Origin of the sequence: Rhodobacter calidifons, assembly GCF_011174775.1 — a bacterium.
GTDB lineage: Bacteria > Pseudomonadota > Alphaproteobacteria > Rhodobacterales > Rhodobacteraceae > Tabrizicola > Tabrizicola calidifons.
Genome location: NZ_JAANHS010000015.1, coordinates 40733 through 60686 on the forward strand (window position 1 = coordinate 40733; position 19954 = coordinate 60686).

Consider the following 19954-nt stretch of genomic DNA (forward strand, 5'->3'; position numbering starts at 1 on the left):
GATTCTGCGGTTGAAGGGGCGCAAAGGGAATCGCGCATGACCATGATCGATACCGCTCCCGGTCCCTCGTCCCCCTCCCGCCCGGCCCTGGTGGCGCTGGCGGCGATCGTCCTGTCCTGGCTGGCGGAATACGCCGCGCAGGTCGGCTATCACGGGCCGGGCGGCGCCTTGTCGTTGTGGGGCGTGCAGATGGCCGTGGCGCACAGCGCGGTCGTGGTGGCAGGGCTGGTCATCGGGCTGGCCCTGGTCGGGCGGATGGACCTTCTGGCGCGGATGGTGACGCTTCTGTTCCTGCTGGAGGCGGTGCTGAACCTTGCGCTGTGGACGCTGTTCCGCGAGGCGCCGCAGCTGTTCCAGACGCAGGGCCGGGTCGAGGCGATCCGCGCGGTGTCGCATCTGGTGCAGGTGGCGCTGCTGGTCCGGCTTCTGCGGGCGCCGCTGCGGCAATGGCTGCGGGCGGGGCTGGTGCTGGCGGCCGTCTTTCTGGGAACGAAGCACATCGCGCTGCGCTGGTTCGGCGTAGAGGAGCTTTATGTCTCTGCCGATGCAGCCCATTCCGACAGGGTCCCGGTGGATGTCGAGGCGCTTTATGCGGCGCAGGAGCGGCTGATGGGCGCGCAGCTGGCGGCGCTGGCGCCCCAGACCCCGGGCGTCCCGGAGGTCTTTGCCCTGGCCCTGGGCGGGACGGCGGAGCAGTCGGTGTTCCTGTCCGAGGTCGAGAAGGTCTCGGCGATCCTGGACGCGCAGTATGGTGCCGGGGCGCGGGCGCTGAAACTGGCCAACAGCCGGGACCACCCGACGCGCTATCCGCTGGCGAACCGGGCCAACCTTGCCCGCGCGCTGGCCGAGATCGGGGCGCGGCAGGGGGCGGAGGATCTGGCCGTCCTGTTCCTGACCTCGCACGGGCAGAAGGACCGTTTCGCGCTGGAGTTCCCCGAGGCCGGGACGCGGGACCTGACGGCGGCAGAGTTCGCGGCGATGCTGAACGATGCCGGGATCGGGCCAGCGGTGATCGTTGTCTCGGCCTGTTTCTCCGGGTCGTTCATCGACGACATCGCCGCGCCCGACCGGCTGGTCATCGCGGCGGCGCGGGCGGACCGGACCTCCTTCGGCTGCCGCGACGGGGCAGAGTGGACCGACTTCGGCGCGGCCTTCTTCGACCGGGCGCTGCGCATCGAACCCGACCCCCGCAGGGCGTTCCGGCTGGCGGTCGAGGAGGTGACGCGGAAAGAGGCGGCGGCCGGGCTGACGCCGAGCCTGCCGCAGATTGCCGAAGGCGAAGCGATCGGAGCGGTGCTGGACCGGGTGCTGGCGCGCTGAGCCGGGGCTCGTCGTGCGCCTTCAGTTCTCTTCGCCGGTGCGACCGACGACACGCCGAAGGCGTAGGAGGAGGGGTTCTTGCCGTTCGGTGCTTTCTGCGCGAGGGTGGCGCGAAGCTTGAGGAGCGCCCGGCATGACCCGTTTCAACCAACCCCTCGGCGGCAACGAGATGCCGCGGTTCGGCGGTCCTGCAACGATGATGCGCCTGCCCGCGGCGACCAGCGCGCAGGGGCTGGATGCGGCCTTCATCGGGATTCCGATGGACCACGGCACAAGCAATCGCCCCGGCACCCGGCTTGGACCGCGGCAGATCCGCGACGAATCCCGGATGATCCGGCCCTACAACATGGCCACCGGCGCGGCGCCGTTCGAGCACCTCCAGGTCGCGGACCTGGGCGATGTTCCGATCAATACCTTCGATCTGAAGAAGACCGTGGACATCATCACCGCGCATTACCGCGAGGTGCTGGCCCATGGCACGATCCCCCTGACGATGGGGGGCGACCATACGCTGACCTGGCCGATCCTGCGGGCGGTCAAGGAGAAGCACGGGCCGGTGGCGCTGATCCATGTCGATGCTCATGCCGACATCAACGACACCATGTTCGGCGAGACGGTCGCCCACGGCTGCCCCTTCCGCCGCGCCTGGGAGGACGGCTGTCTCATCAACGACAAGGTGTTCCAGATCGGCCTGCGCGCCACCGGCTATGCTGCGGACGATTTCGACTGGGGCCGCGACAAGGGCTGGACCGTGGTGCAGGCCGAGGAGTGCTGGCACAAGTCGCTGACGCCGCTGATGAGACTGGTGCGGGACCGGATCGGCGATGCGCCGGTTTACCTCAGCTACGACATCGACAGCCTCGACCCCGCCTTCGCGCCGGGCACGGGCACGGTGGAACCGGGCGGCATTTCGACCTGGCAGGGACTGGAAATCATCCGGGGCTGTGCCGGGCTGAACCTGGTCGGCTGCGATCTGGTCGAGGTCTCGCCGCCCTATGACCCCTCGGGCAACACCGCGTTGATCGGGGCGAATTTCCTGTATGAAATGCTGTGCGTCCTGCCCGGCGTGCCGCAGAACCCTTCGCGTTTTTCGGGCCTTGCGTTCTGATCCGACCTTCAGTCGCCATCGACCTTGCAGCGCTTGACCCCGTCCTTGCCGGTCGTGCAGGAAATGTCCTTGCCGGTCTCTTCGGGCGCGGGGTCGGCCTGCGCTTCGCCCCCGCCGAAAAGCCCGCCCAGGAACCCGCCGCCAGAGCCCTGGCCCGGCGCCCTCCCCGCCTGCTCGGCGGCGGCCCGGCCCTCGGCCTCGCGTTCGGCCTCGGCGGCGGCGCGGGCGTCGCGGTCGGCCAGATAGGCCTCGCGCTCGGCCTGTTCCAGCGACGAGGCGAGCACGATCACCGGCACCTTGCCCAGCCCTTCGACCTTGTCGATCACGCTGGCATTCATCGCCTCGACATGCAGCGTCTGGAAGAAGGGCAGAAGTTCGGCATCCTTCATCCGCTTCGGGGCCAGGACGCGCAGGTGGATCTGAGCGCCGACATCGGCCAGGAACAGGCGGCCGCGAAAGCCTTCGGGCAGAAGGTCTTCGGTCACGTCAAGCCCGCGCACGGTCATGAACTCGGTGCCGCGGAACTCGGCGCCCCGCATCTGCAACTCCATCCGCTGCTGCATGGCTGCGAAGCTGGTGAAGATCACGTTGGGATAGCGCACCGCCGCAATCAGCACGGTTCTGTCGCCCTTCTCGTAGGCCAGCGTGACGGTCTCCGTGCCGCTGCCGGCCTTGGGGTCCACCATCCCCTCAAGGCTGGCGATGGCCTTGCGGTCGGCGTTCCGGGTCGATTTCGGCAGGAAGGGCTTGACGTCATCGGGCACGGCCGCGCGGACCGTCCAGCCTTCGGGCGGCCGGGGCAGCATGTCGGCAAGCTTGGTCGGCATGCCGGCGGCATTGGCAGCGCCGGCCAGCCCCGCGACCCTTCCGGTCAGGCCGGAGACATATTCGGAGAAGGTCAGACCCTCGGCATCCTCGCGCCCGGCCCATTTCGCCGACATGTGGAAGTCGAAATACAGATAGCCGCCCGCCATGACGGCGAACAGGATCAGCGAGCCGATCAGGCGTATCACGGGTCAGTCCTTACCTTGGTCCCGGCGGTGCGGGACTGTGCAGGATGCCGTCCTAACGGCGAATTTTGGCAAGCTTCGGGCAGGCGAGCCGATGCGGCGCAAAATTCATACCCGCCGCCGCAGCGAGGTCAGCGCGAAGAGCAGGGCCGCGACCACGATCATCGAGGGGCCGGTCGGCGTGTCCTGCCAGAGCGACAGGCCAAGCCCGCCCAGCCCCGACACCGCGCCGATCAGGATGGCAAGGGCCGCCATCGCCTCGGGCGTGCGGGCAAAGCTGCGGGCGGCGGCGGCGGGGATCAGAAGCATGGCGGCGATCAAGAGCGCGCCAACGATCTTCAGCGCAACGGCGACGACCAGGGCCAGCGCGAGGACCAGGATCAGCCGCTCGCGGTCGGGGCGCAGGCCCGCGGCATGGGCCAGGTCCTCGGAGAGGGTGGCCGTCAGCAGCGCCTGCCAGCGCCAGGCCAGAAGCCCGAGGACGGCCAGCGCCCCCGCCCAGACCAGCGCAAGCTCGGTCCGGGTGACGGCCAGGATGTCGCCGAAGAGATAGCTGGACAGGTCGGTGCGCACGGTGGGGAAGAAGCTGACCGCGACAAGGCCGAAGGCCAGCGCCGAATGGGCCAGCACGCCCAGTGTCGTGTCCATCGCCCAGCCGCGCGCCGAAAGGCCCGCAACGGTGACGGCCATCGCCAGCGCGACCGTCAGGGTGCCTAGGCCGATCGGCAGGTCGGTGGCCAGCGCCAGCGCCACGCCCAGGACGGCGGCGTGCGCGGTCGCATCGCCGAAATAGGCCATCCGCCGCCAGATCACGAAGGACCCGAGCGGTCCGGTGGCCAGCGACAGGCCCACCGCCGCAAGCCCGGCCCGGATCAGGAAATCGTCAAGCATGATCGTGGTCGTGCCCGTGGTGGTGGTGATGCTGCGGGTGGCCGTCCCTGTGGTCGTGGTCGTGCTCGTGGCGATACAGCGCCAGCGCTCCTTGGGTGCCAAGCCCGAACAGCGCCCGGTATTCCGGAGCGGTCGAGACGACGCGGGGCGTGCCCTCGCAGCAGATGTGCCCGTTCAGGCAGATCACCCGGTCCGAGGCCGCCATGACGACATGCAGGTCGTGGCTGACCATCAGGACGGCAGCGCCGGTTTCCGCGCGCACCTCCTCGATCAGGCGGTAGAAGGCCGCCTCGCCCGGCTGGTCGAGGCCCGCGGTCGGCTCGTCCAGCATCAGAAGCTGCGGCCTGCCCAGAAGCGCCCGGGCCAGCAGCACGCGCTGCAACTGGCCGCCTGAAAGTGCGGTCATCTGCGCGCCCTCCTGACCCGACATGCCGACCCGCGCCAGCGTCCCGGCGGCCGCCCGGTCCCTGACGCGGACCGGAAGCGACAGGAAGCGGCGGACGGTGATCGGCATGGTCCGGTCGATGGTCAGCCGCTGCGGCACATAGCCAATGCGCAGGCCCGCCTCGCGCAGGATCCGGCCCTCGGCCACGGGAAGGATGCCCAGAAGCGCGCGCAGCAGCGTGGACTTGCCCGAGCCGTTGGGGCCGAGGATCGTCACGATCTCGCCCGGTGCGATCTTCAGGCTGATGTCGTGCAGCACTTCGTGCGCGCCGTAGCGCACGCAGACGTGATCGGCCGACAGCAGCGTCATGCCTGCCCCCGGCAGGTCGGGCAGAGGCCGAGCGCCTCGATCGTCGCGCGTTCGACCAGGAAGCCGGACTGCGCGGCCGCGCTGTCCAAGGCGGCACGGGCCTGGGCGGCGGGGGCCTCGGCGACGGCATGGCAGCTGCGGCAGATCAGGAAGGCGGGGGCATGGTCCTCGCCGGGGTGGACGCAGGCGGTAAAGGCGTTCAGGCGCTGGATGCGGTGGGCAAGTCCCTGATCCACAAGAAACTCCAGCGCGCGATAGGCCACGGGGGGCTGGTTGCCGTACCCGTCCTGCGCCAGACGGGACAGCACGTCATAGGCGCCCAGAGCCCGGTGTTCCTCCAGCAGAATTTCCAGCACCCGGCGGCGGACCGGCGTCAGCCGGGCCCCGGCGGCGGCGGTCAGCGCCTCGGCCCGGGCCAGCGCGTCCGCCGTGCAATGGGCATGGTCATGCGCGGCAAAGGCCAGATCGGGTGTCGCGCAGCCGGGGCAGTCTTGGGGGGCGGGCATCGGCTCTTGACCTGTTATGATATTACATACATAGAGCGGAGTGCTGACAGAAGGAAGCCGCTCCATGCGTTATATCATCACTCTTCTTGCCATCGCCACCCCCGCCTTTGCCGAAGTGCCGAAGGTGGTGACCGACATTCCGCCGGTCCATTCCCTGGTGGCGCAAGTGATGGGCGACCTTGGCCAGCCGGATCTGTTGCTGGCCAGTGGGGGGGACCCGCACGACTTCCAGTTGAAGCCAAGCCAGGCGGGGGCAGTGGCGCGCGCGGACCTGGTGGTCTGGATCGGGCCGGAGCTGACCCCCTGGCTCGACACTGCGATGAAGAACCGACCCGGGGATGCCCCGGCACTGGCGCTGCTGGACGCCAAGGGGACCATGCGCCGGACCTATGCGTCGAGCGAAGGGGACGATCACGATCATGCCGCCGAGGCAGACCATGATCACGACGCCGAACATGGTCAAGACGCCGAACATGGTCACGACCACGCGGGCCATTCGCACAGCGGCGAAGACCCTCACGCCTGGCTTGATCCCGGCAATGCGCAGGTCTGGCTGGGGCTGATCGCCGCCGAGCTTGGGCGGCTGGACTCTGACAATGCGGCTGTCTATGCGGCGAACGCCAAGGCGGCGGGCGAACGGATCGCGGCACTGGATGCCGAGGTCGCGGCGATCCTTGCCCCGGTCAAGGGCAGCCCGCTGGTATCGTTCCACGACGCCTTCGGCTATTTCGCAGAGCACTACGGGGTCGAGTTCGTGGGCAGCATCGCGCTTGGGGATGCCTCGTCGCCCGGGGCGGCGCGACTGAAGGATCTGCGGTCAAAGATGGAGGCCGGTCAGGTGCTGTGCATCTTCCCCGAGGTCCAGCATGATCCCGCGCTGGTGACCCAGATGGCAGAGGGGACGGGCGCGAGGATCGGCGCGGCGCTGGACCCGGTGGGGTCGTCGCTGGAGCCGGGGCCGGGGGCTTATGAGGCGCTGCTGACCGGGATGGCGCAGACCATCGCGGACTGCGCGGGCGGCTGAGGCTGGCGCGCAGGGCGGGCGTGGTGCCCTTTGGCCGGGGCGGATGCCTACGGCGGGAGTATTTGGGACATGGGCAAGACCGTGGCGGTGGAAGGTCGTCAGGTTTGCGCGAGGTTCAACAGCCTGTCGCAATCGACATGCGCGGCGAGGTGGTCGGCCAGAGCGTCCAGCGTGCTTTCGACGGTCTGGTCGTAGCTGTGGTTGCCGGGCGTTGCCCCGAGGCTGGCGAGGAAAGCGCGGCGGAAGGCGTCTTCGGTGAACATGCCGTGCAGGTAACTGCCCATGACGCGGCCATCGGCGCGGACGGCGCCTTCGGGCTGGCCGTTCACCGTGAACAGCGGGCGGGCGCGGTCGGGGCCTTCGGTGCGGCCGAGGTGGATTTCGTAACCCCTGACGCGGGTGTTCGAGGCGGGGTGGAGCGCCTCGGTTTCGGTCACGCGCTTGTCGGGCGTCATCACGGTGGTCATGTCGAGAAGGCCGAGGCCGGGGATGGAACCGGGTTTGCCCTCGATGCCTTCGGGGTCGGCGATTTCCCGGCCCAGCATCTGGTAGCCGCCGCAGAGGCCAAGGACCCTTGCGCCGCGGCGGAGGGCGGCGGCGAGGTCGATGTCCCAGCCTTGCGCGCGGAAGTGAGTGAGGTCGGCGATGGTGGCTTTGGAGCCGGGGAGGATGATGAGGTCGGCCTCGACCGGCAGGGGCTGGCCGGGCTTGACGATGCGAAGCGTGACCCCGGGCTCCTGGGCCAATGGGTCGAGGTCGTCGAAATTGGCGATGCGGTTCAGGTGGGGGACGGCGATCAGGAAGGCTCCGTCTCCGCGGGTGCCTCCGAGGTCCGCCGCGTCTTCGGCGGGGAGTTTGTGGGCGTCGGGGAACCACGGGATGACGCCAAGGCCGGGCCAGCCGGTGCGGTCTTGGATCAGGCGGTAGCCGTCGTCGAAAAGGCGGGGATCGCCGCGGAACTTGTTGATGAGGAAGCCGCGGATCATGGCGTTGTCTTGCGCGTCCAGGACGGCCTGCGTGCCGACCAGTTGCGCGATGACGCCGCCGCGGTCGATGTCTCCGGTCAGGATCACCGGGGTGTCGGAGGCGACGGCGAGGCCCATGTTGGCGATGTCGTGCGCGCGCAGGTTCACCTCGGCCGGGCTGCCGGCGCCTTCAACGATCACGAGCTCGGCCTGGGTTTGCAGGCGGCGGAAGCTGTCGAGGACCGGGGCCATGAGTTGGGGTTTGAGGGCGGCGTAGTCCTTCGCGCGGACGGTGGTCAGGCGCTTGCCCTGGACGATCACTTGCGCTCCGGTCTCTGACTCGGGCTTCAGGAGGACCGGGTTCATGTCGACGTGGGGCGGGACGCCACAGGCGCGGGCTTGCAGCGCCTGGGCGCGGCCGATTTCGCCCCCCGCCGCCACGGCGGCGTTGTTCGACATGTTCTGCGGCTTGAAGGGGCGGACAGTCAGGCCAGCCCGGGTGAAATGGCGGCAGAGACCCGCGACCAGCAGCGACTTGCCGACGTTCGACCCGGCACCCTGGATCATGATCCTCATGACTTGCGCGCCATCAGCCAGAGGAAGAACACCCCGCCGACCAGACCGGTGACGACGCCGATCGGCATGTCCTCGGGCGCCATGACGATGCGGGCGACGGTGTCGGCGAGGGTGAGGAAGATCGCTCCGAACAGGGCGGAGAGCGGCAGCACGCGGGTGTTGTCGCCGCCCATGGCAAAGCGGACGAGGTGGGGCATCATCAGCCCGACAAAGCCGATCAGGCCGGAGAAGGCAACCATCACGCCGGTGATGAGGGCTCCGGCCACGAAGACCGACAGGCGGAAGCGGGCGACGGGGATGCCGAGCGAGGCGGCGGTTTCGTCGCCAAGGCTCATGGCGTTCAGCGCGGGCGCCTGGGACCAGAGCCAGAGCCCGGCGGGAACAAGGACGGCGAGCGGGTAAATCAGATGCGACCACTGGGCAAGGCCGAGGCCGCCGAGCATCCAGAAGACCACGGTGTGGGTGGCCTTGGGGTCGCCGAGGAAGATCAGCACATTGGCCCCGGCCATGATGATGAAGCTGACGGCGACGCCCGCAAGGACCAGGCGGTCGGCGCTGGTGGCTCCGGTCACGCGGGCGATCATCAGGACGAGGAGGGTCGCGGCCAGCGCGCCGCCGAAGGCCATCAGCGGCACGGTGAGAAGGCCGAGAAAGAGGCCGGTGTGCAGCAGCGCCGCGATGGCCCCGAAGGCCCCGCCCGAGGAGATGCCGAGGAGGTGCGGGTCGGCCAGCGGGTTGCGCGTGACCGATTGCAGCGCGGCGCCGGTGATCCCGAGGCCTGCGCCGACGAGGGCGGCGAGAAGGGCACGGGGGAAGCGGATCTCCCAGACGATGGCCTCGCGCCCCGGGGTCCAGTCGGGGGTGACGAGGCCGGTCGTCTGGTGCGCGAGGATGCCCCAGACGGTGGAGAGCGGGATGGACACCGCGCCGACCGAGACGGCGAGGAGGACGGCGAAAAGCAGGACCCCGCCGCCGACCAGAGCGGTCCCGGCCCGGCGGGTGAGGCGCAGGGCGGGGTGGGGTGTGGTGGCGAGCGGGGTTTCGGTCATGTCATGGTCCAGCGGGCTCGTCGTTCAACTTCGTTTCCTCCTCGCGAGCGCGACGGGCCGGGCGCGAGCGAAGAGCGGCGAAGCCGTGCGAAGAGCCGGGTGGAAGGGCGCTTGCGGACGCGCCTGGGGAACTCTTCGCTGAGGGGATGGGGGATCATTGGGCCTGCTCTGCGATCCAATCCGCAGCGGCAACACCAGAGAGGTATGCGCCGTGCGCGGTGCCGGGGTAATCGGCATCGGTCGCCTCGCCCGCGAAGACCAGGCGACCGTCCCAGTCGGCCCCGGCCAAGGCCCGGCGGGTGTCGGGCGAGGTCCCGGTCGCGTGGAAGGAGTAGGCGCCGAGGGCATGGGGGTCCCGCGACCAGCGGGTGATCTGGCCCGCCACAGGGGCGGGGAAGGAGGTGCCGAACATCGCCTTCAGGGCGTCATGGGCCGCGGCCCGGGTGGCGTCGTCGTCCAGGGCTTCAAGGTCGCGGGCCTGCGACCCGGCGTGCAAGGCCAGAAGCGCCGGGGTTTGCGTGGCGCGGGCGAGGCTGACCCATTGCGACCAGTGACCCTCCCTTGGACCCAGCCATTCGATCCAGTCGACGCTGTCGTCCCAGGAGATGCGGTCGAAGCGCAGCCAGCACTTGTTCAGAAGGCCCATGCCGAGCCGGTCGATGGCCTGCTGGCGGGCAGGGGCGAGGGGTTCGGCAAGGCGCAGGCTGCCGGACTTCAGCACCCCGAGCGGGAGGGTCAGGACGGCATGGTCGCAGGCAAGGCCTTGGCCGTCGGCAAGCGTCACCTCGACGCCATCGGCCACCGGGGCAAGGGCCGCCACCCTCTGACCCGTCCGGACGTCGAGCCGATCCGCCAGATGCGTGACGATCCGGTCGTAGCCACCGGGAAAAAGGACATCGGGGCCCTCGAATGCGGTGCCAGCGTCAACGTTCCAGGCCGAAGCCTCGGTCCAGTCGCCCGCGTATTCCTGTTCATAGGTCGCGCTGATGTAGTGGCGCGTGAGGCGACGCGTCGCAGGGTCCGCAGCCTGCCATTCCGGAGAGGACTGCACCGCCAAGGCGAGGGAAAGGTCGGTGTCGCGGCGTTCGGCAGCGGCGCGGGCCGCATTCACCAGGGTCTCGGCCCGGTCCATCGCCTCGCTCAGGTCCAGGTGCTGCCCGTCGGGCCCCAGGGCGAGGCTGCGGTCGTAGGAGGTTTCGGCCCGGCCGGCCCCCGCCTGATCGGCCAGGGCGGTGATCGGGTTGCCGGTCACGCCATGGATCCAGCTTGCGCCGAGGTCCACGGGTAGGTCGCGCCAGAGGCGCGAGGTCTGGATGCGGCCGCCGATGCGGGTGCGGGCCTCGAGCACCAGGACCTCGTGCCCCGCCGCCCGCAGGTCGCGCGCGGCGGCAAGACCGGCAAGGCCCGCACCGATGACCACGACCCGGCGCCGCGCCTGCGCGCCGGCCCGCCGCGCCAGCAGCGCAGCGGGCAGAAGGGTCAGGGCGGCGCGGCGATGCATCGGCGGTCAGTTCCCCCAGAAGCCCGCCACCAGCTTTTCCACCGCGCGGATGTTGCGGGGGCCGGGTGTGGCCTCGACGTATTCCAGCACGACATAGCGGTCATTCTTCACCGCGTCGATATTGGCGAAGGCGGGGTTGGCTTCCAGGAAGGCGATCTTCTGCTCGGCCGTGACGTCGCCGTAGTTCACGATCACGATCACCTCGGGGTTCCGCTCCACCACCGGCTCCCAGGCGACGGTGGCCCAGCTTTTCTCAAGGTCGTCCATGATGTTGATCCCGCCTGCCGCCTCGATCATCGCGGTCGGCATGGCATAGGCTCCGGCGGTGAAGGGGGTTTCCTCGCCGCTGTCATAGACGAAGACGCGCAGGGGTTTGCTGCGGTCAACCCCGGCGGTCACTTCCGCAAGCCGGGCCTTCCAGCCCGCCACCAGCTCTTCGGCCTTGGCCGAAACGCCGAAGATCGTGCCGAGATTCAGGATGTCGTTGTACATGTCATCCATGCTGGACCGGGCCTTCGGGCCGATGTGGATGCAGCTTTCGGTGAGCTCGTAGGTCTTGATCCCCAGAGGCTCCAGCGTTTCGGGCGTGACCTCGCCGCCGACCTTCATGCCGTAGTTCCAGCCGGCGAAGAAGAAATCCGGTTCGGCGCCGGCAAGGACTTCCTTCGTCGGATATTTGGCCGAAAGTTCCGGCAGTTCGGCAACACCGGCGCGCATCTCCTCGTCCAGCGTCTTCCAGCCCGAGATGCCGGTATAGCCGACCATCCGGTCGCGCAGGCCAAGGACCAGCATCATCTCGGTCAGGTTCACGTCGTTCGAGATCGCGCGGGCAGGGGGTGCGTCGAAGGTGACCTCGCGGTTGCAGCTTTGCACCGTGACTGGATGGGCCAGGGCGGGAGCGGCAGAGGCGAGCAGGGCGAGAAGGGCGTATTTCATGGTGATCATCCGTGCAGTTGAAAGGAAAAGCGGGGCGCGGGGCCGGAACGGTCCACGCGCGCGGTGACGTTGAAGGCCCGGGCGATGGTCGCCTCGGTCAGGGCCTGGCTCGGGGGGGCGTCGGCGATGATGCGGCCCTGATGCAGGACCAGCACCCGGTCGGCGAAGTCCGCCGCCAGGGTCAGGTCGTGCAGCGTGGTGATGACCGTCAGGCCCAGCCCGCGCAGCAGGGCCAGAAGCTCCAGCTGGTGCCGGATATCGAGGTGGTTCGTGGGCTCGTCCAGCACGATCACCTGCGGCTCCTGCGCCAGCGCCCGGGCGACCATGACGCGCTGACGCTCGCCGCCCGAAAGCGTGCCGAAGGGCCGGTCGGCGAAGGCGGTCAGGTCCATCCGGCGAAGCGCGGCCTCGACCACGGCATTGTCCAGCGTGCCGGGGCCAAAGCCCTTGCGGTGCGGCAAGCGGCCCAGCGCCACGATCTGCCTTGTGGTCAGGGCGAAATCGGTGGGCTGTTCCTGCAACACGGCGGCGACGATGCGGGCGGCCTCGGGCGCCTTCATCAGCCAGAGGTCGCGGCCCATCAGCCGGACCGTGCCCTTGCGGGGCGCCTGATGGCGGTAAAGGAGGCGCAGGAGCGAGGACTTCCCAGCCCCGTTCGCCCCGCAGATCGCCAGCACCTCTCCCGCAGCGACCGAGAAGGTCAGGTCGTGCAGGATGTCCGCCTGGCGCTTCGGCCCCCAGTGGACGCCGGAAAGCTCGACCACCGGGGTCATTGGACCGGGCCCTCGCGGGTGAAGATGATCGCGGCGGGGATCCGGGCGAGCGTCGTGTCACAGAGGCGCGGCGGCAGGTCGCGGCCGCCCATCCAGCCGTCCTCCAGCGCGGCATAGAGGCGCGAGAATTCGATCAGCTCGTCCAGCGGCTGATCGGGGTCGATGTCGCCGAAGAGCCAGGTCGCCTTGCCGGTCGCGCGCCAGCCGACCACGCAGGGCGCCCCATGGGCGGGCACGCAACCGGCGAGGCAGGCGGTGCCCGAGACCTCGAACGCCTCGCCAAGGTCGGCCATGGCGATGGCGGCGCGCAGCTTCTTCACGAGTTCGAACCCCGGCTTGCAGGGCTGATCCTTGTGCTTGCAGGCCTTGCAGACCAGAATCTGATGCGGCGCGGACTGCGCCACGGCATAGGGGGATGAGGCCGTCGGCCTCGGGGTCTTATCCATCGAACACTCCTTCCGGGACACCCCGCCCGGCGGTTGACTGATTCGATGGCAGGTCTCCTGACTTCGCGGGTCGCCGCTTCCCCCCGCCTTCCCGGCCCGCCGCAGAACGGTCTGGCCAGTGGCATGTGAGGGGTCGCTCGCCGCTTACAGTTGCGGGGGCAGTCGGGGACTTGGCGGCTGATGCCTACACCTCACCCCGTTCCCTTTTCACCCGGCGGCGCTTGGCGCGGTGCCGGGAACCATCGACCCTTGTCTGCGACGAATCGGGCAGTCGCGCAAGACGGAAAACGACGCCCGGACGGCGGCGGGCGGCAAGGGCGGCAGTGCGGCCGGTGGCCCGGGCGACGCGTCACCTGATCCGCAACAGGCGCGCAATAAGCGGGGCAAGGGTGATGACCAGCACCGGCCGCATCACATGGTTCAGCGCGAATTCGTACGGCGCGTCGCGGCCGGTGGTGGCGGGGGAACAGGGGAAGGCGAAGGTCGGCAGTTCCTCGTCGTCGGTCCGGGCGCAGTGCAGGACGAAGGGATTGATCAGCTTGCCGATCTCGCTGGCCTGCGGCTGGCTCGACGCGGTGACGATCCCCAGCACGCCGACCTCGCCCGGCGCGCCTGCGCGGTTCTCCGGCGCGCCCAGCGCCGTATCGACGCCGATCAGTCGGACCTCCAGTCCATAGGCATCGGGCGACAGGCCCATCCGCCGCTTGATGCTGACCCGCAGACAGGCGGTCAGCCGCGCCACCCAGGCTCGGGCATGGGCGCCGTGATGCGGATCGCGCAGCACGGCGAGGATCGTGGTCTGATACCCCGCCGCCCGCGCGCCTTCCAGCTTCACCGTACAGGGGCCTGGCACCCAGCGGCTGCCCTCCACCCGCACCCGGCGGTTGTCGAGTGCGTTGTAGCGCGCGACCCGCACGTCCAGATGTCCGCCGGGTTCATGCAGCAGGAAGGGATCGGCGTTTGCATACAGCATGAGGGCGCTGACGGAATGGCGGGTGCAGGCCGCGCCCTCGGCAAGGCGGGTCTGTTGCCGAGCGCAAGAAAATAATCGATCTTACCGCCAAGCTGAGCGTCAATCGTCGGGCCATTGTTCTTGGGGTCGGCCGCGCCAGCGTCTGCTACAGGCCCCGCCCGGTATCGGCCGCCGATCTGAAGCTGATGCACAGGATCGACAAGCTGCATAGGGAATTCCCGTTCGCGGGCAGCCGGACGCTGCGGGGTCTGCCGGTTCAGGAAGGTTTCAAGGTCGGCCGGCTGCACGCTGCTACGTTGATGAGGCGCATGAGCATCGAAGCCCTTTACCGTCGGCCAGGCACCTCGAAACCGGCGCCGGGGCATAAGATCTTCCCCTACCTGCTGCGCAAGCTGCCCATCACCCGGCCAAACCAGGTCTGGGCAACGGACATCACCTACATCCCCATGGCACGCGGGTTCATCTATCTGGCCGCTGCGCTGGACCGGGTCACGCGGCAAGTCCTGGTCTGGCGGGTGTCGATCACGTCGGAGGCCGACTTCTGCATAGAAGCTGCAGAGGAGGCGCCGGCGAAACACGGCACGCCCGAGATATTCAACACGGATCAGGGCAGCCAGTTCACGTCCAGCGACTTCATCAAGCTGCTGGCCGCCCGCGGGATCGGGATCAGCAGGGACGGCAAGGGGGCTTGGCGCGACAACGTCTTCGTCGAGCGGCTCTGGCGGACCGTCAGATACAAGGAGGAGTTTGTCTGCGGGCCTATGCCAGCCTGTCCGAAGCCCGAGCCGGGATCGGACGGTATCTGCGCTTCCACAACGGCCGCCGACCGTATTTTGTCGCTTGACGGGAAAACCCCTGATCAGGCCTGCTTCAAACAGCCGATGCTCGAAATGGCGGCGGCGCAACCGGGGGTGGAAGACCGCTTAAGAAACGCCCGGAACCTGTTCAGATCAACCGAAACACCTCTGCCAGCCGCCGACTTGGATTTGGCCTCGTCCCGAAGCGCATGCGCTCTGGCTAAACCGACATGCGGATAGTTCCCGAAGACCATCAGCTTCTCTCTGCCATGGACCCGACGCTTGAATCGCCACGGCCTCGACCCGGTCTTCTTGACCAACAGGTACAGGCCTCCGAAATCACCGACTTTGAAATCCCGCTCCCGAGGTCTGAGAGATCGAATCTTGGCGTCGCTCGAAGGCATGGTGGGGGTACGCTCTCCGCTAGCCTACACGCCTACCCCCGAAGATAACCCCATTCGGGATGAATTCTGGTCGATCAGACTGGACGAGGCTGGACAAGTTCCATCATGAATTCCCTTGTGACGCAGGGATTTCTGGATGTCTTCACGCTTGTCTGGATATTTGTTTGGTGGCGAGGGAGGGACTCGAACCCTCGACCTTGCGATTATGAGTCGCACGCTCTAACCAGCTGAGCTACCTAGCCACTGGCGGGCGGATTAAGCGGGGCGGGGGCAGAGGTCAAGGGCGAATCGGCGCGGGCAAGCCTCCTCGTCCGACTTGTGTCCTCGTCGGTGTCGCCAGCGAAGAGCGACCGAAGGAAGCGATGAGCGTCCCGTCAATGCGCCACGCGCGGCCGGCCCGAGGCGGTGGCCGTCACCTTCGCCTCGATGAACATCTGCCGGCCCTCGATCTCCACCTCCCTCACGTCGCGGTCCACGGTCACGCGCAGGTCCACCGCGCCGGCTTGTCGGGCCCTTTCCGAAGCCTCGGCGACCAGCGCTGCCTCCAGCGCGGCCAGCGCCGCCTCGGCTGACGCGAAGGTTTGCAGCCCCTCGGCCAGATGCGCCACGAACCGGCCCTCGGCGGGGGACGAGACGATCCCCGTCGCCCGTTGGCTGACCTGCCCGGCAACCGCGCCGATCGCATTCGCCACCCCGGCATGTTCGGGCAGGATCATCGGACAGTGCAGCCTTTCCCCCACCGCGCCGTAATAGGACGGGGCCGAGGCGCCGAGGCCGATCACCGGCACGCCCAGCCTGACCGCGACCTCGACCGTTCCACGATGCGGGCCAAGGCCCGCCCGGGCCAGGACATGGCGGGCAAGGCTCTGCGGGTCCTCGTCGGCAAAGGCCGCGTCCTCGCCGAAGGCGGCCTCCAGCAGGCAGTCCACCGTCTGCTGCGTCAGCTGGTCCACCACCGCCTGCGCCAGAAGCTCGGGCCCGGCCGCGAACCTTTCCCCCGCCCCGGTCCGCCGCCGCGCCATCAGCCGCAGCGCCTTTTCCGCCGCCGCCGCGTCCCAGGCCTTCAGCCGCCCCAGGACGTGACTGGCATCCGAAGGTGTCACGCCCGAGACCATCACCAGCCCCCGCACAACCAGCCGCTCCAGCGCCGCGACCTCCAGCCGCGAGGTCAGCGCATGGGCCATCGGCATGGGCGCGGTGATCCGGTCGAGGACCGCCAGATCGCGGGCGTTCAGGCCGCCGCGCTGGCCGGGCATCGGCACCACGAACCGCCCGTCCATCTCGCCCACCGCTTCCGAGGACAGCCAGCGGTCCAGCGCGGCATGGACCATTGCGCCGTGATCGACGGCAAGCAGCGACACCGGCATCAGCCGCCGCGGGCCAAGGCGCAGGCCCCCCTTCAGGCCCTCGGTCACCAGATGCACCTCGCTGTCGCCGCCAAGGCCGGTGGTGCGCATCGCGACCGCCTCGACCATGGTGCGGAAGCCGCCGACGCGGGCGCCCTCGGGGTCGATCTCGGGCAGACCGTCGCGGAGGAGGGCGACATCGGTCGTCGTCCCGCCGATGTCGCTGACCAGCGCGTCCTGCGCCCCGGTCAGCCAGCGTGCGCCGACGATGCTGGCGGCGGGGCCGGAGAGGATCGTCTCGATCGGCCGCTCGCGCACCATGGCGGCGGAAATCAGCGCCCCGTCGCCGCGCACCGCCATCAACGGCGCGTCGATGCCCACTGCGGCCAGATGCCGCTCGCAGGCCGCGACCAGCCGGTCGATCATCCCGATCAGCCGGGCGTTCAGCACGGCGGTCAGCGCCCGCTTCGGGCCGTTAAGATTGGCCGAAAGCTCATGGCTGCACGTCACCGGGCGGCCGGTGACACGGCGGATCAGGTCGCGGGCGGCCACCTCGTGCGCGGGGTTGCGCGTGGCGAACTGGGCGGCCACGGCAAAGCCCGAGACCTCGTCCCCAAGCGCGCGGACCCGGGCTTCCAGCGCGGCAAGGTCCAGGGGCGCGGCCTCGGTTCCGGCATGGGTATGGCCGCCGGGCAGCCGGACCACCGGATCGCCCTTCAGCGCCTCGGTCAGCCCGGCGCGGGTCAGATCGGCATCGTCGAAGCCGATGAAGACCAGCGCGACGCGCGCGCCCTGACCTTCGACCAGTGCGTTGGTGGCCAGAGTGGTGGACAGCGAGACCAGCGCGATGTCCTGCGGCCGGACCCCTGCCGCCGCAATCGCCGCATCGACCGCCTGCCCGATCCCCACGGCCAGGTCCTGGCGCGAGGTCAGGGCCTTGGCCTTGCCGAGGACCGCATTCGCGCCCTCGTCCAGGATCACCGCATCGGTATAGGTGCCCCCGGTATCGACACCCAGGAATATCGCCATGTCGCTGCTGTCCCCGTCGTTCACCGCCAGCTAGTGCAGGATCGGGGCGCTGTCAGCCCCGGAAACGACATCAGGCCCGTCGCCGGCGCCGATGCGCGGGGGGCAGGTTCAGCATCGTGCGGTATTTCGCCACCGTGCGCCGGGCGAGGGGCGCGCCGCCCTCGGCCAGGGCGGCCGCCAGCGCCTCGTCCGACAGGGGGTGGTCGGGGTCCTCTTCCGCGACAAGCCGCGCCAGCCGGTCGCGCAGCGCGCCCGCCGCCGGGCCGCCCTCGCGCGGGGCCTTGCCGAACAGGCTGCGCAGCCACCAGGTGCCGCGCGGGGTATCGACGGCGGTGCCCGCGACCACTCGGCTGATCGTGCTTTCATGCAGTCCGACGGCCCGGGCCACCTCGGCCATGGTCATCGGCTGCAAGGCGCCAAGCCCCGCCTCCAGCGCGGCGGTCTGCCGGGTCAGGATCTCCTGCCCGACCGACAGGAGCGTGGCATTGCGCCCCTCGATCATGCGGATCAGGGCCCGCGCCTCGGCCCGGCCCTTGCCCCTGCCCTCGGCGACCGAGACCGAGGGCAGGGCAGAGCGGTTCAGCGACACGATCCAGCCGGACGCGCCCTTCTCGGCGATCAGGTCGGGCTCGCGCACGGGGGCAGCAAAGGGTTCGAACGCAGCGCCGGGCTTCGGATCATAGCTGCGCAGCCGTCCGAGGGCCTGGCGCAACTCGGTCTGGTCGAGCCCCGCCTCGCGGGCGATGCGCTCGATCCCGCCCTTGGCCAGCAGGTCCAGCCGGTCCAGAAGCGCCCGCATCGCCCGGTCGAGCTCGCCCGCCTCCTCGGCCTGAAGCCGCAGGCAGTCGGCCAGGTTGCGGGCGAAAAGCCCGGTCGGGTCGGCGCGCTGTTGCAGGCGGGCCAGGACCTGCTCGACCGCAGGAAGCCCGACCGCCAGCTGCGCGGCGATGGCGGAAGGGGCGCGGCCGAGCCAGCCCGAGGGCTCCAGCGCCTCGGCCAGGGCCATGGCGATGCGGGTCTCGGCCGGAGAGAGGCGCAGGTTCTCGATCAGAGCCAGCACATGGCTGACGAGACTGGGGCCGGCGGACTGCTGTTCGGGCGGCTCGGCATCCGAGGCGAAGGCCGATTTCCAGCGCGGGATCCAGTCCTGGACCTGGGGGCGGGTCAGGATGATCTGCGGGTTCTCGGCGGCGGCCTCTTCCAGATAGCGCGACAGGCCGGCGGCATCGGCGCGCAGGATGCGGATCGAGGTGGCAAGCCCCGTGGTCAGCGCCATGCGCTGGGTCTGGTGGACCGAGATGCGGGACCGGGGCTTCATGGGCAATGAGTCTCATGCCAGGGGCTGCGCGGCAAGCATGGATCGGGAAACGATTTCCTGCGGAAATCGTGACGGAGCCCGCAGGGCTCCGGCCCGGAATTCGTTCGAATTCCGGCGCGGGCGGTCAGGAGAACACCCCCTCGCAATACCAGCGGTCGGTCACCGCCCCCCCGCGCCCGTAGAACAGCCACAGCCTTTCGCCGCCCTCGGTTTCCACCCGCCAGTAGTCGCGGGTGCCGCCGCGCCAGTCGGGGTCCTCGAACCACCATTCCGGTTGCAGCCGTTCCGGCCCCGCCGCCATCCGCACGGCAAGGTCGCGCCGCCGCCAGCGGAACCGGGCGGGCAGGTCAGGGGTTTCCGGCGCCTCCACGGGTTCGGGGCGGAACATCACCAGCGGGCGCGGGGCCGGAGGGGCGGGCCAGGGGCCGTCATGCGGCTGGCTCCAGGCGGCCATCAGCACCTTGGCGGATCTGGCGGGCACATGGCTGTCGGCCGGATGCAGGCGCAGCACCGCCTCGGTCCCGAGCCGCGCCCCAAGCCGCCCGATCAGATCCTCCAGCGCCTGGGCCGAGCCGACCGGCACCCGACCGGCAGCGGCCAGCGCCTGCTCCGTCACCTCGATCTGGCCGCGATGCTGGACGGCGCTGACCGCTTCGGTCGCCAGCGCCTCGATCCGCAGGCAGTCGATCCCGAAACCGGCGTCGATCTGGTCGAGCTTGAGGTGCAGCAGCGGGCGGATGCGGTCGGGCGCGTCGGCGGCGCGGGCTAGGCCCACCTCGACCGAGGCCACGCCACCATCGGCGCGGAAGCCCTGGAACAAGAGCCGACGCACGCCGCGCCCCCTGGCCTTGAGCTTGGCGCAGAAGGGCGGCAGCAGGCGGTCCAGCGCCGCCTCGACATCCGAGCGCAGGCCGATCGGATCGGGCAGGGTCAGCCGCACGGCGAAATGCATCGGCGGGCGGGCAGGGCTGAGAGGTTCGGGCTCCATCCCCAGGGCCTGGTCCAGCCGGCGCAGCGTGTCGGCCCCGAAGCGGCGGGCAAGGGCTGCACGCGGGATCCCGGCGATCTCGCCCACACGGCGCAGGCCGAGGCGCGTGAGCCGGTCCACCACATCGCCCGGCAGGCGCAACGCGGCAAGCGGCAGGTCGGCCAGCGCCTCGTAAAGCCGCCCCGGGGGCGCGATCACCGCCGCTTCGGCCCCGCGGGCGGCCACCGTGCGGGGCGGGCC

General features: G+C 69.7%; 18 protein-coding genes, 1 tRNA gene, 1 pseudogene and 1 riboswitch. Of the genes and pseudogenes, 4 read left to right on the forward strand and 16 right to left on the reverse strand.

The features are described from left to right. Positions 1 to 36: 36 nt before the first annotated feature. Together G8O29_RS18735 and speB are read left to right on the forward strand one after the other, a co-directional pair. Positions 37 to 1320 carry a C13 family peptidase gene (locus tag G8O29_RS18735; protein WP_166404103.1) on the forward strand — a complete coding sequence of 428 codons (1284 nt, stop codon included), beginning with the start codon at positions 37 to 39 and terminating at the stop codon, positions 1318 to 1320. A 133-nt stretch (positions 1321 to 1453) separates the two neighbouring features. Beyond that, complete coding sequence (speB, locus tag G8O29_RS15350; protein WP_166404104.1) at positions 1454 to 2428, forward strand: agmatinase; 975 nt, start codon at positions 1454 to 1456, stop codon at positions 2426 to 2428. A gap of 8 nt (positions 2429 to 2436) precedes the next feature. On the opposite strand, the gene G8O29_RS15355 is transcribed toward speB, so the two are convergent. From G8O29_RS15355 to G8O29_RS15370, 4 genes are all read right to left on the reverse strand, one after another. Beyond that, complete coding sequence (locus G8O29_RS15355) at positions 2437 to 3441, reverse strand: hypothetical protein (protein ID WP_166404105.1); 1005 nt, start codon at positions 3439 to 3441, stop codon at positions 2437 to 2439. Positions 3442 to 3546: 105 nt separating this feature from the next. Then, positions 3547 to 4329: a metal ABC transporter permease gene (locus tag G8O29_RS15360; RefSeq protein WP_166404123.1), complete on the reverse strand. Its 783-nt coding sequence runs from the start codon at positions 4327 to 4329 to the stop codon at positions 3547 to 3549. Next, the gene (locus tag G8O29_RS15365; RefSeq protein ID WP_166404106.1) at positions 4322 to 5083 is read right to left on the reverse strand and encodes a metal ABC transporter ATP-binding protein; all 762 of its coding nucleotides are present in this window, start codon (positions 5081 to 5083) and stop codon (positions 4322 to 4324) included. The genes G8O29_RS15360 and G8O29_RS15365 overlap by 8 nt, the downstream gene beginning before the upstream one ends. Then, positions 5080 to 5589: a Fur family transcriptional regulator gene (locus G8O29_RS15370; protein ID WP_166404107.1), complete on the reverse strand. Its 510-nt coding sequence runs from the start codon at positions 5587 to 5589 to the stop codon at positions 5080 to 5082. The genes G8O29_RS15365 and G8O29_RS15370 overlap by 4 nt, the downstream gene beginning before the upstream one ends. A 64-nt stretch (positions 5590 to 5653) precedes the next feature. Between G8O29_RS15370 and G8O29_RS15375 the strand changes: the two genes are divergently transcribed. Beyond that, positions 5654 to 6613 carry a zinc ABC transporter substrate-binding protein gene (locus G8O29_RS15375; protein WP_166404108.1) on the forward strand — a complete coding sequence of 320 codons (960 nt, stop codon included), beginning with the start codon at positions 5654 to 5656 and terminating at the stop codon, positions 6611 to 6613. A gap of 98 nt (positions 6614 to 6711) precedes the next feature. Here G8O29_RS15375 and G8O29_RS15380 read toward each other — a convergent pair whose 3' ends face one another. The 7 genes from G8O29_RS15380 to G8O29_RS15410 form a co-directional block, all read right to left on the reverse strand. Beyond that, on the reverse strand, positions 6712 to 8154 hold the full coding sequence (locus G8O29_RS15380) for a cobyric acid synthase (protein WP_242679133.1): 1443 nt from the start codon (positions 8152 to 8154) through the stop codon (positions 6712 to 6714). Next, positions 8151 to 9203, reverse strand: a complete 1053-nt coding sequence (locus G8O29_RS15385; protein WP_166404110.1) for a FecCD family ABC transporter permease — start codon at positions 9201 to 9203, stop codon at positions 8151 to 8153. Before G8O29_RS15385 ends, G8O29_RS15380 begins: the two co-directional genes overlap by 4 nt. A 154-nt stretch (positions 9204 to 9357) precedes the next feature. Then, positions 9358 to 10704 carry a flavin monoamine oxidase family protein gene (locus tag G8O29_RS15390; RefSeq protein ID WP_166404111.1) on the reverse strand — a complete coding sequence of 449 codons (1347 nt, stop codon included), beginning with the start codon at positions 10702 to 10704 and terminating at the stop codon, positions 9358 to 9360. A 6-nt stretch (positions 10705 to 10710) separates the two neighbouring features. Further along, the gene (locus tag G8O29_RS15395) at positions 10711 to 11640 is read right to left on the reverse strand and encodes an ABC transporter substrate-binding protein (protein WP_166404112.1); all 930 of its coding nucleotides are present in this window, start codon (positions 11638 to 11640) and stop codon (positions 10711 to 10713) included. A gap of 5 nt (positions 11641 to 11645) precedes the next feature. Continuing rightward, on the reverse strand, positions 11646 to 12413 hold the full coding sequence (locus G8O29_RS15400) for an ABC transporter ATP-binding protein (RefSeq protein WP_166404113.1): 768 nt from the start codon (positions 12411 to 12413) through the stop codon (positions 11646 to 11648). After that, positions 12410 to 12859, reverse strand: a complete 450-nt coding sequence (locus G8O29_RS15405; protein WP_166404114.1) for a DUF1636 family protein — start codon at positions 12857 to 12859, stop codon at positions 12410 to 12412. The genes G8O29_RS15400 and G8O29_RS15405 overlap by 4 nt, the downstream gene beginning before the upstream one ends. 30 nt (positions 12860 to 12889) lie before the next feature. Continuing rightward, positions 12890 to 13118: riboswitch (cobalamin riboswitch) on the reverse strand. Positions 13119 to 13208: 90 nt separating this feature from the next. After that, on the reverse strand, positions 13209 to 13832 hold the full coding sequence (locus G8O29_RS15410) for an acyclic terpene utilization AtuA family protein (protein WP_166404115.1): 624 nt from the start codon (positions 13830 to 13832) through the stop codon (positions 13209 to 13211). A 32-nt stretch (positions 13833 to 13864) separates the two neighbouring features. Here G8O29_RS15410 and G8O29_RS15415 point away from each other — a divergent pair. Continuing rightward, a pseudogene (locus G8O29_RS15415) lies at positions 13865 to 14734 on the forward strand (IS3 family transposase); the annotation flags it as partial. Here G8O29_RS15415 and G8O29_RS18845 read toward each other — a convergent pair. The 5 genes from G8O29_RS18845 to G8O29_RS15435 form a co-directional block, all read right to left on the reverse strand. Further along, positions 14692 to 15033 (reverse strand): Arm DNA-binding domain-containing protein, encoded by a 342-nt coding sequence (locus G8O29_RS18845; RefSeq protein WP_367890188.1) that lies wholly within the window; start codon positions 15031 to 15033, stop codon positions 14692 to 14694. The pseudogene G8O29_RS15415 and the gene G8O29_RS18845 overlap by 43 nt on opposite strands. Positions 15034 to 15198: 165 nt before the next feature. After that, positions 15199 to 15275: transfer RNA gene (locus G8O29_RS15420), tRNA-Met, on the reverse strand. 132 nt (positions 15276 to 15407) lie between these two features. After that, a complete protein-coding gene (locus G8O29_RS15425; protein WP_166404116.1) occupies positions 15408 to 17408 on the reverse strand; it encodes a hydantoinase/oxoprolinase family protein in 2001 nt (666 codons plus the stop codon). A gap of 70 nt (positions 17409 to 17478) precedes the next feature. Beyond that, entirely contained in the window at positions 17479 to 18726 is a 1248-nt protein-coding gene (gene rpoN / locus G8O29_RS15430; protein ID WP_166404118.1) for an RNA polymerase factor sigma-54, read from the reverse strand. A gap of 124 nt (positions 18727 to 18850) precedes the next feature. Further along, positions 18851 to 19954, reverse strand: a 1104-nt coding sequence (locus G8O29_RS15435; RefSeq protein ID WP_166404119.1) for a DUF6504 family protein, incomplete at its 5' end; no start/stop codon positions are given.

Excerpts from the sequence above, each read along its gene's own strand:
- G8O29_RS18735 (WP_166404103.1), top strand. The coding sequence starts at position 37 with ATGACCATGATCGATACCGCTCCCGGTCCCTCGTCCCCCTCCCGCCCG.
- speB (WP_166404104.1), top strand. The coding sequence starts at position 1,454 with ATGACCCGTTTCAACCAACCCCTCGGCGGCAACGAGATGCCGCGGTTC.
- G8O29_RS15360 (WP_166404123.1), bottom strand. The coding sequence starts at position 4,329 with ATGCTTGACGATTTCCTGATCCGGGCCGGGCTTGCGGCGGTGGGCCTG.
- G8O29_RS15365 (WP_166404106.1), bottom strand. The coding sequence starts at position 5,083 with ATGACGCTGCTGTCGGCCGATCACGTCTGCGTGCGCTACGGCGCGCAC.
- G8O29_RS15370 (WP_166404107.1), bottom strand. The coding sequence starts at position 5,589 with ATGCCCGCCCCCCAAGACTGCCCCGGCTGCGCGACACCCGATCTGGCC.
- G8O29_RS15375 (WP_166404108.1), top strand. The coding sequence starts at position 5,654 with ATGCGTTATATCATCACTCTTCTTGCCATCGCCACCCCCGCCTTTGCC.
- G8O29_RS15380 (WP_242679133.1), bottom strand. The coding sequence starts at position 8,154 with ATGAGGATCATGATCCAGGGTGCCGGGTCGAACGTCGGCAAGTCGCTG.
- G8O29_RS15385 (WP_166404110.1), bottom strand. The coding sequence starts at position 9,203 with ATGACCGAAACCCCGCTCGCCACCACACCCCACCCCGCCCTGCGCCTC.
- G8O29_RS15390 (WP_166404111.1), bottom strand. The coding sequence starts at position 10,704 with ATGCATCGCCGCGCCGCCCTGACCCTTCTGCCCGCTGCGCTGCTGGCG.
- G8O29_RS15395 (WP_166404112.1), bottom strand. The coding sequence starts at position 11,640 with ATGAAATACGCCCTTCTCGCCCTGCTCGCCTCTGCCGCTCCCGCCCTG.
- G8O29_RS15400 (WP_166404113.1), bottom strand. The coding sequence starts at position 12,413 with ATGACCCCGGTGGTCGAGCTTTCCGGCGTCCACTGGGGGCCGAAGCGC.
- G8O29_RS15405 (WP_166404114.1), bottom strand. The coding sequence starts at position 12,859 with ATGGATAAGACCCCGAGGCCGACGGCCTCATCCCCCTATGCCGTGGCG.
- G8O29_RS15410 (WP_166404115.1), bottom strand. The coding sequence starts at position 13,832 with ATGCTGTATGCAAACGCCGATCCCTTCCTGCTGCATGAACCCGGCGGA.
- G8O29_RS18845 (WP_367890188.1), bottom strand. The coding sequence starts at position 15,033 with ATGCCTTCGAGCGACGCCAAGATTCGATCTCTCAGACCTCGGGAGCGG.
- G8O29_RS15425 (WP_166404116.1), bottom strand. The coding sequence starts at position 17,408 with ATGGCGATATTCCTGGGTGTCGATACCGGGGGCACCTATACCGATGCG.
- rpoN (WP_166404118.1), bottom strand. The coding sequence starts at position 18,726 with ATGAAGCCCCGGTCCCGCATCTCGGTCCACCAGACCCAGCGCATGGCG.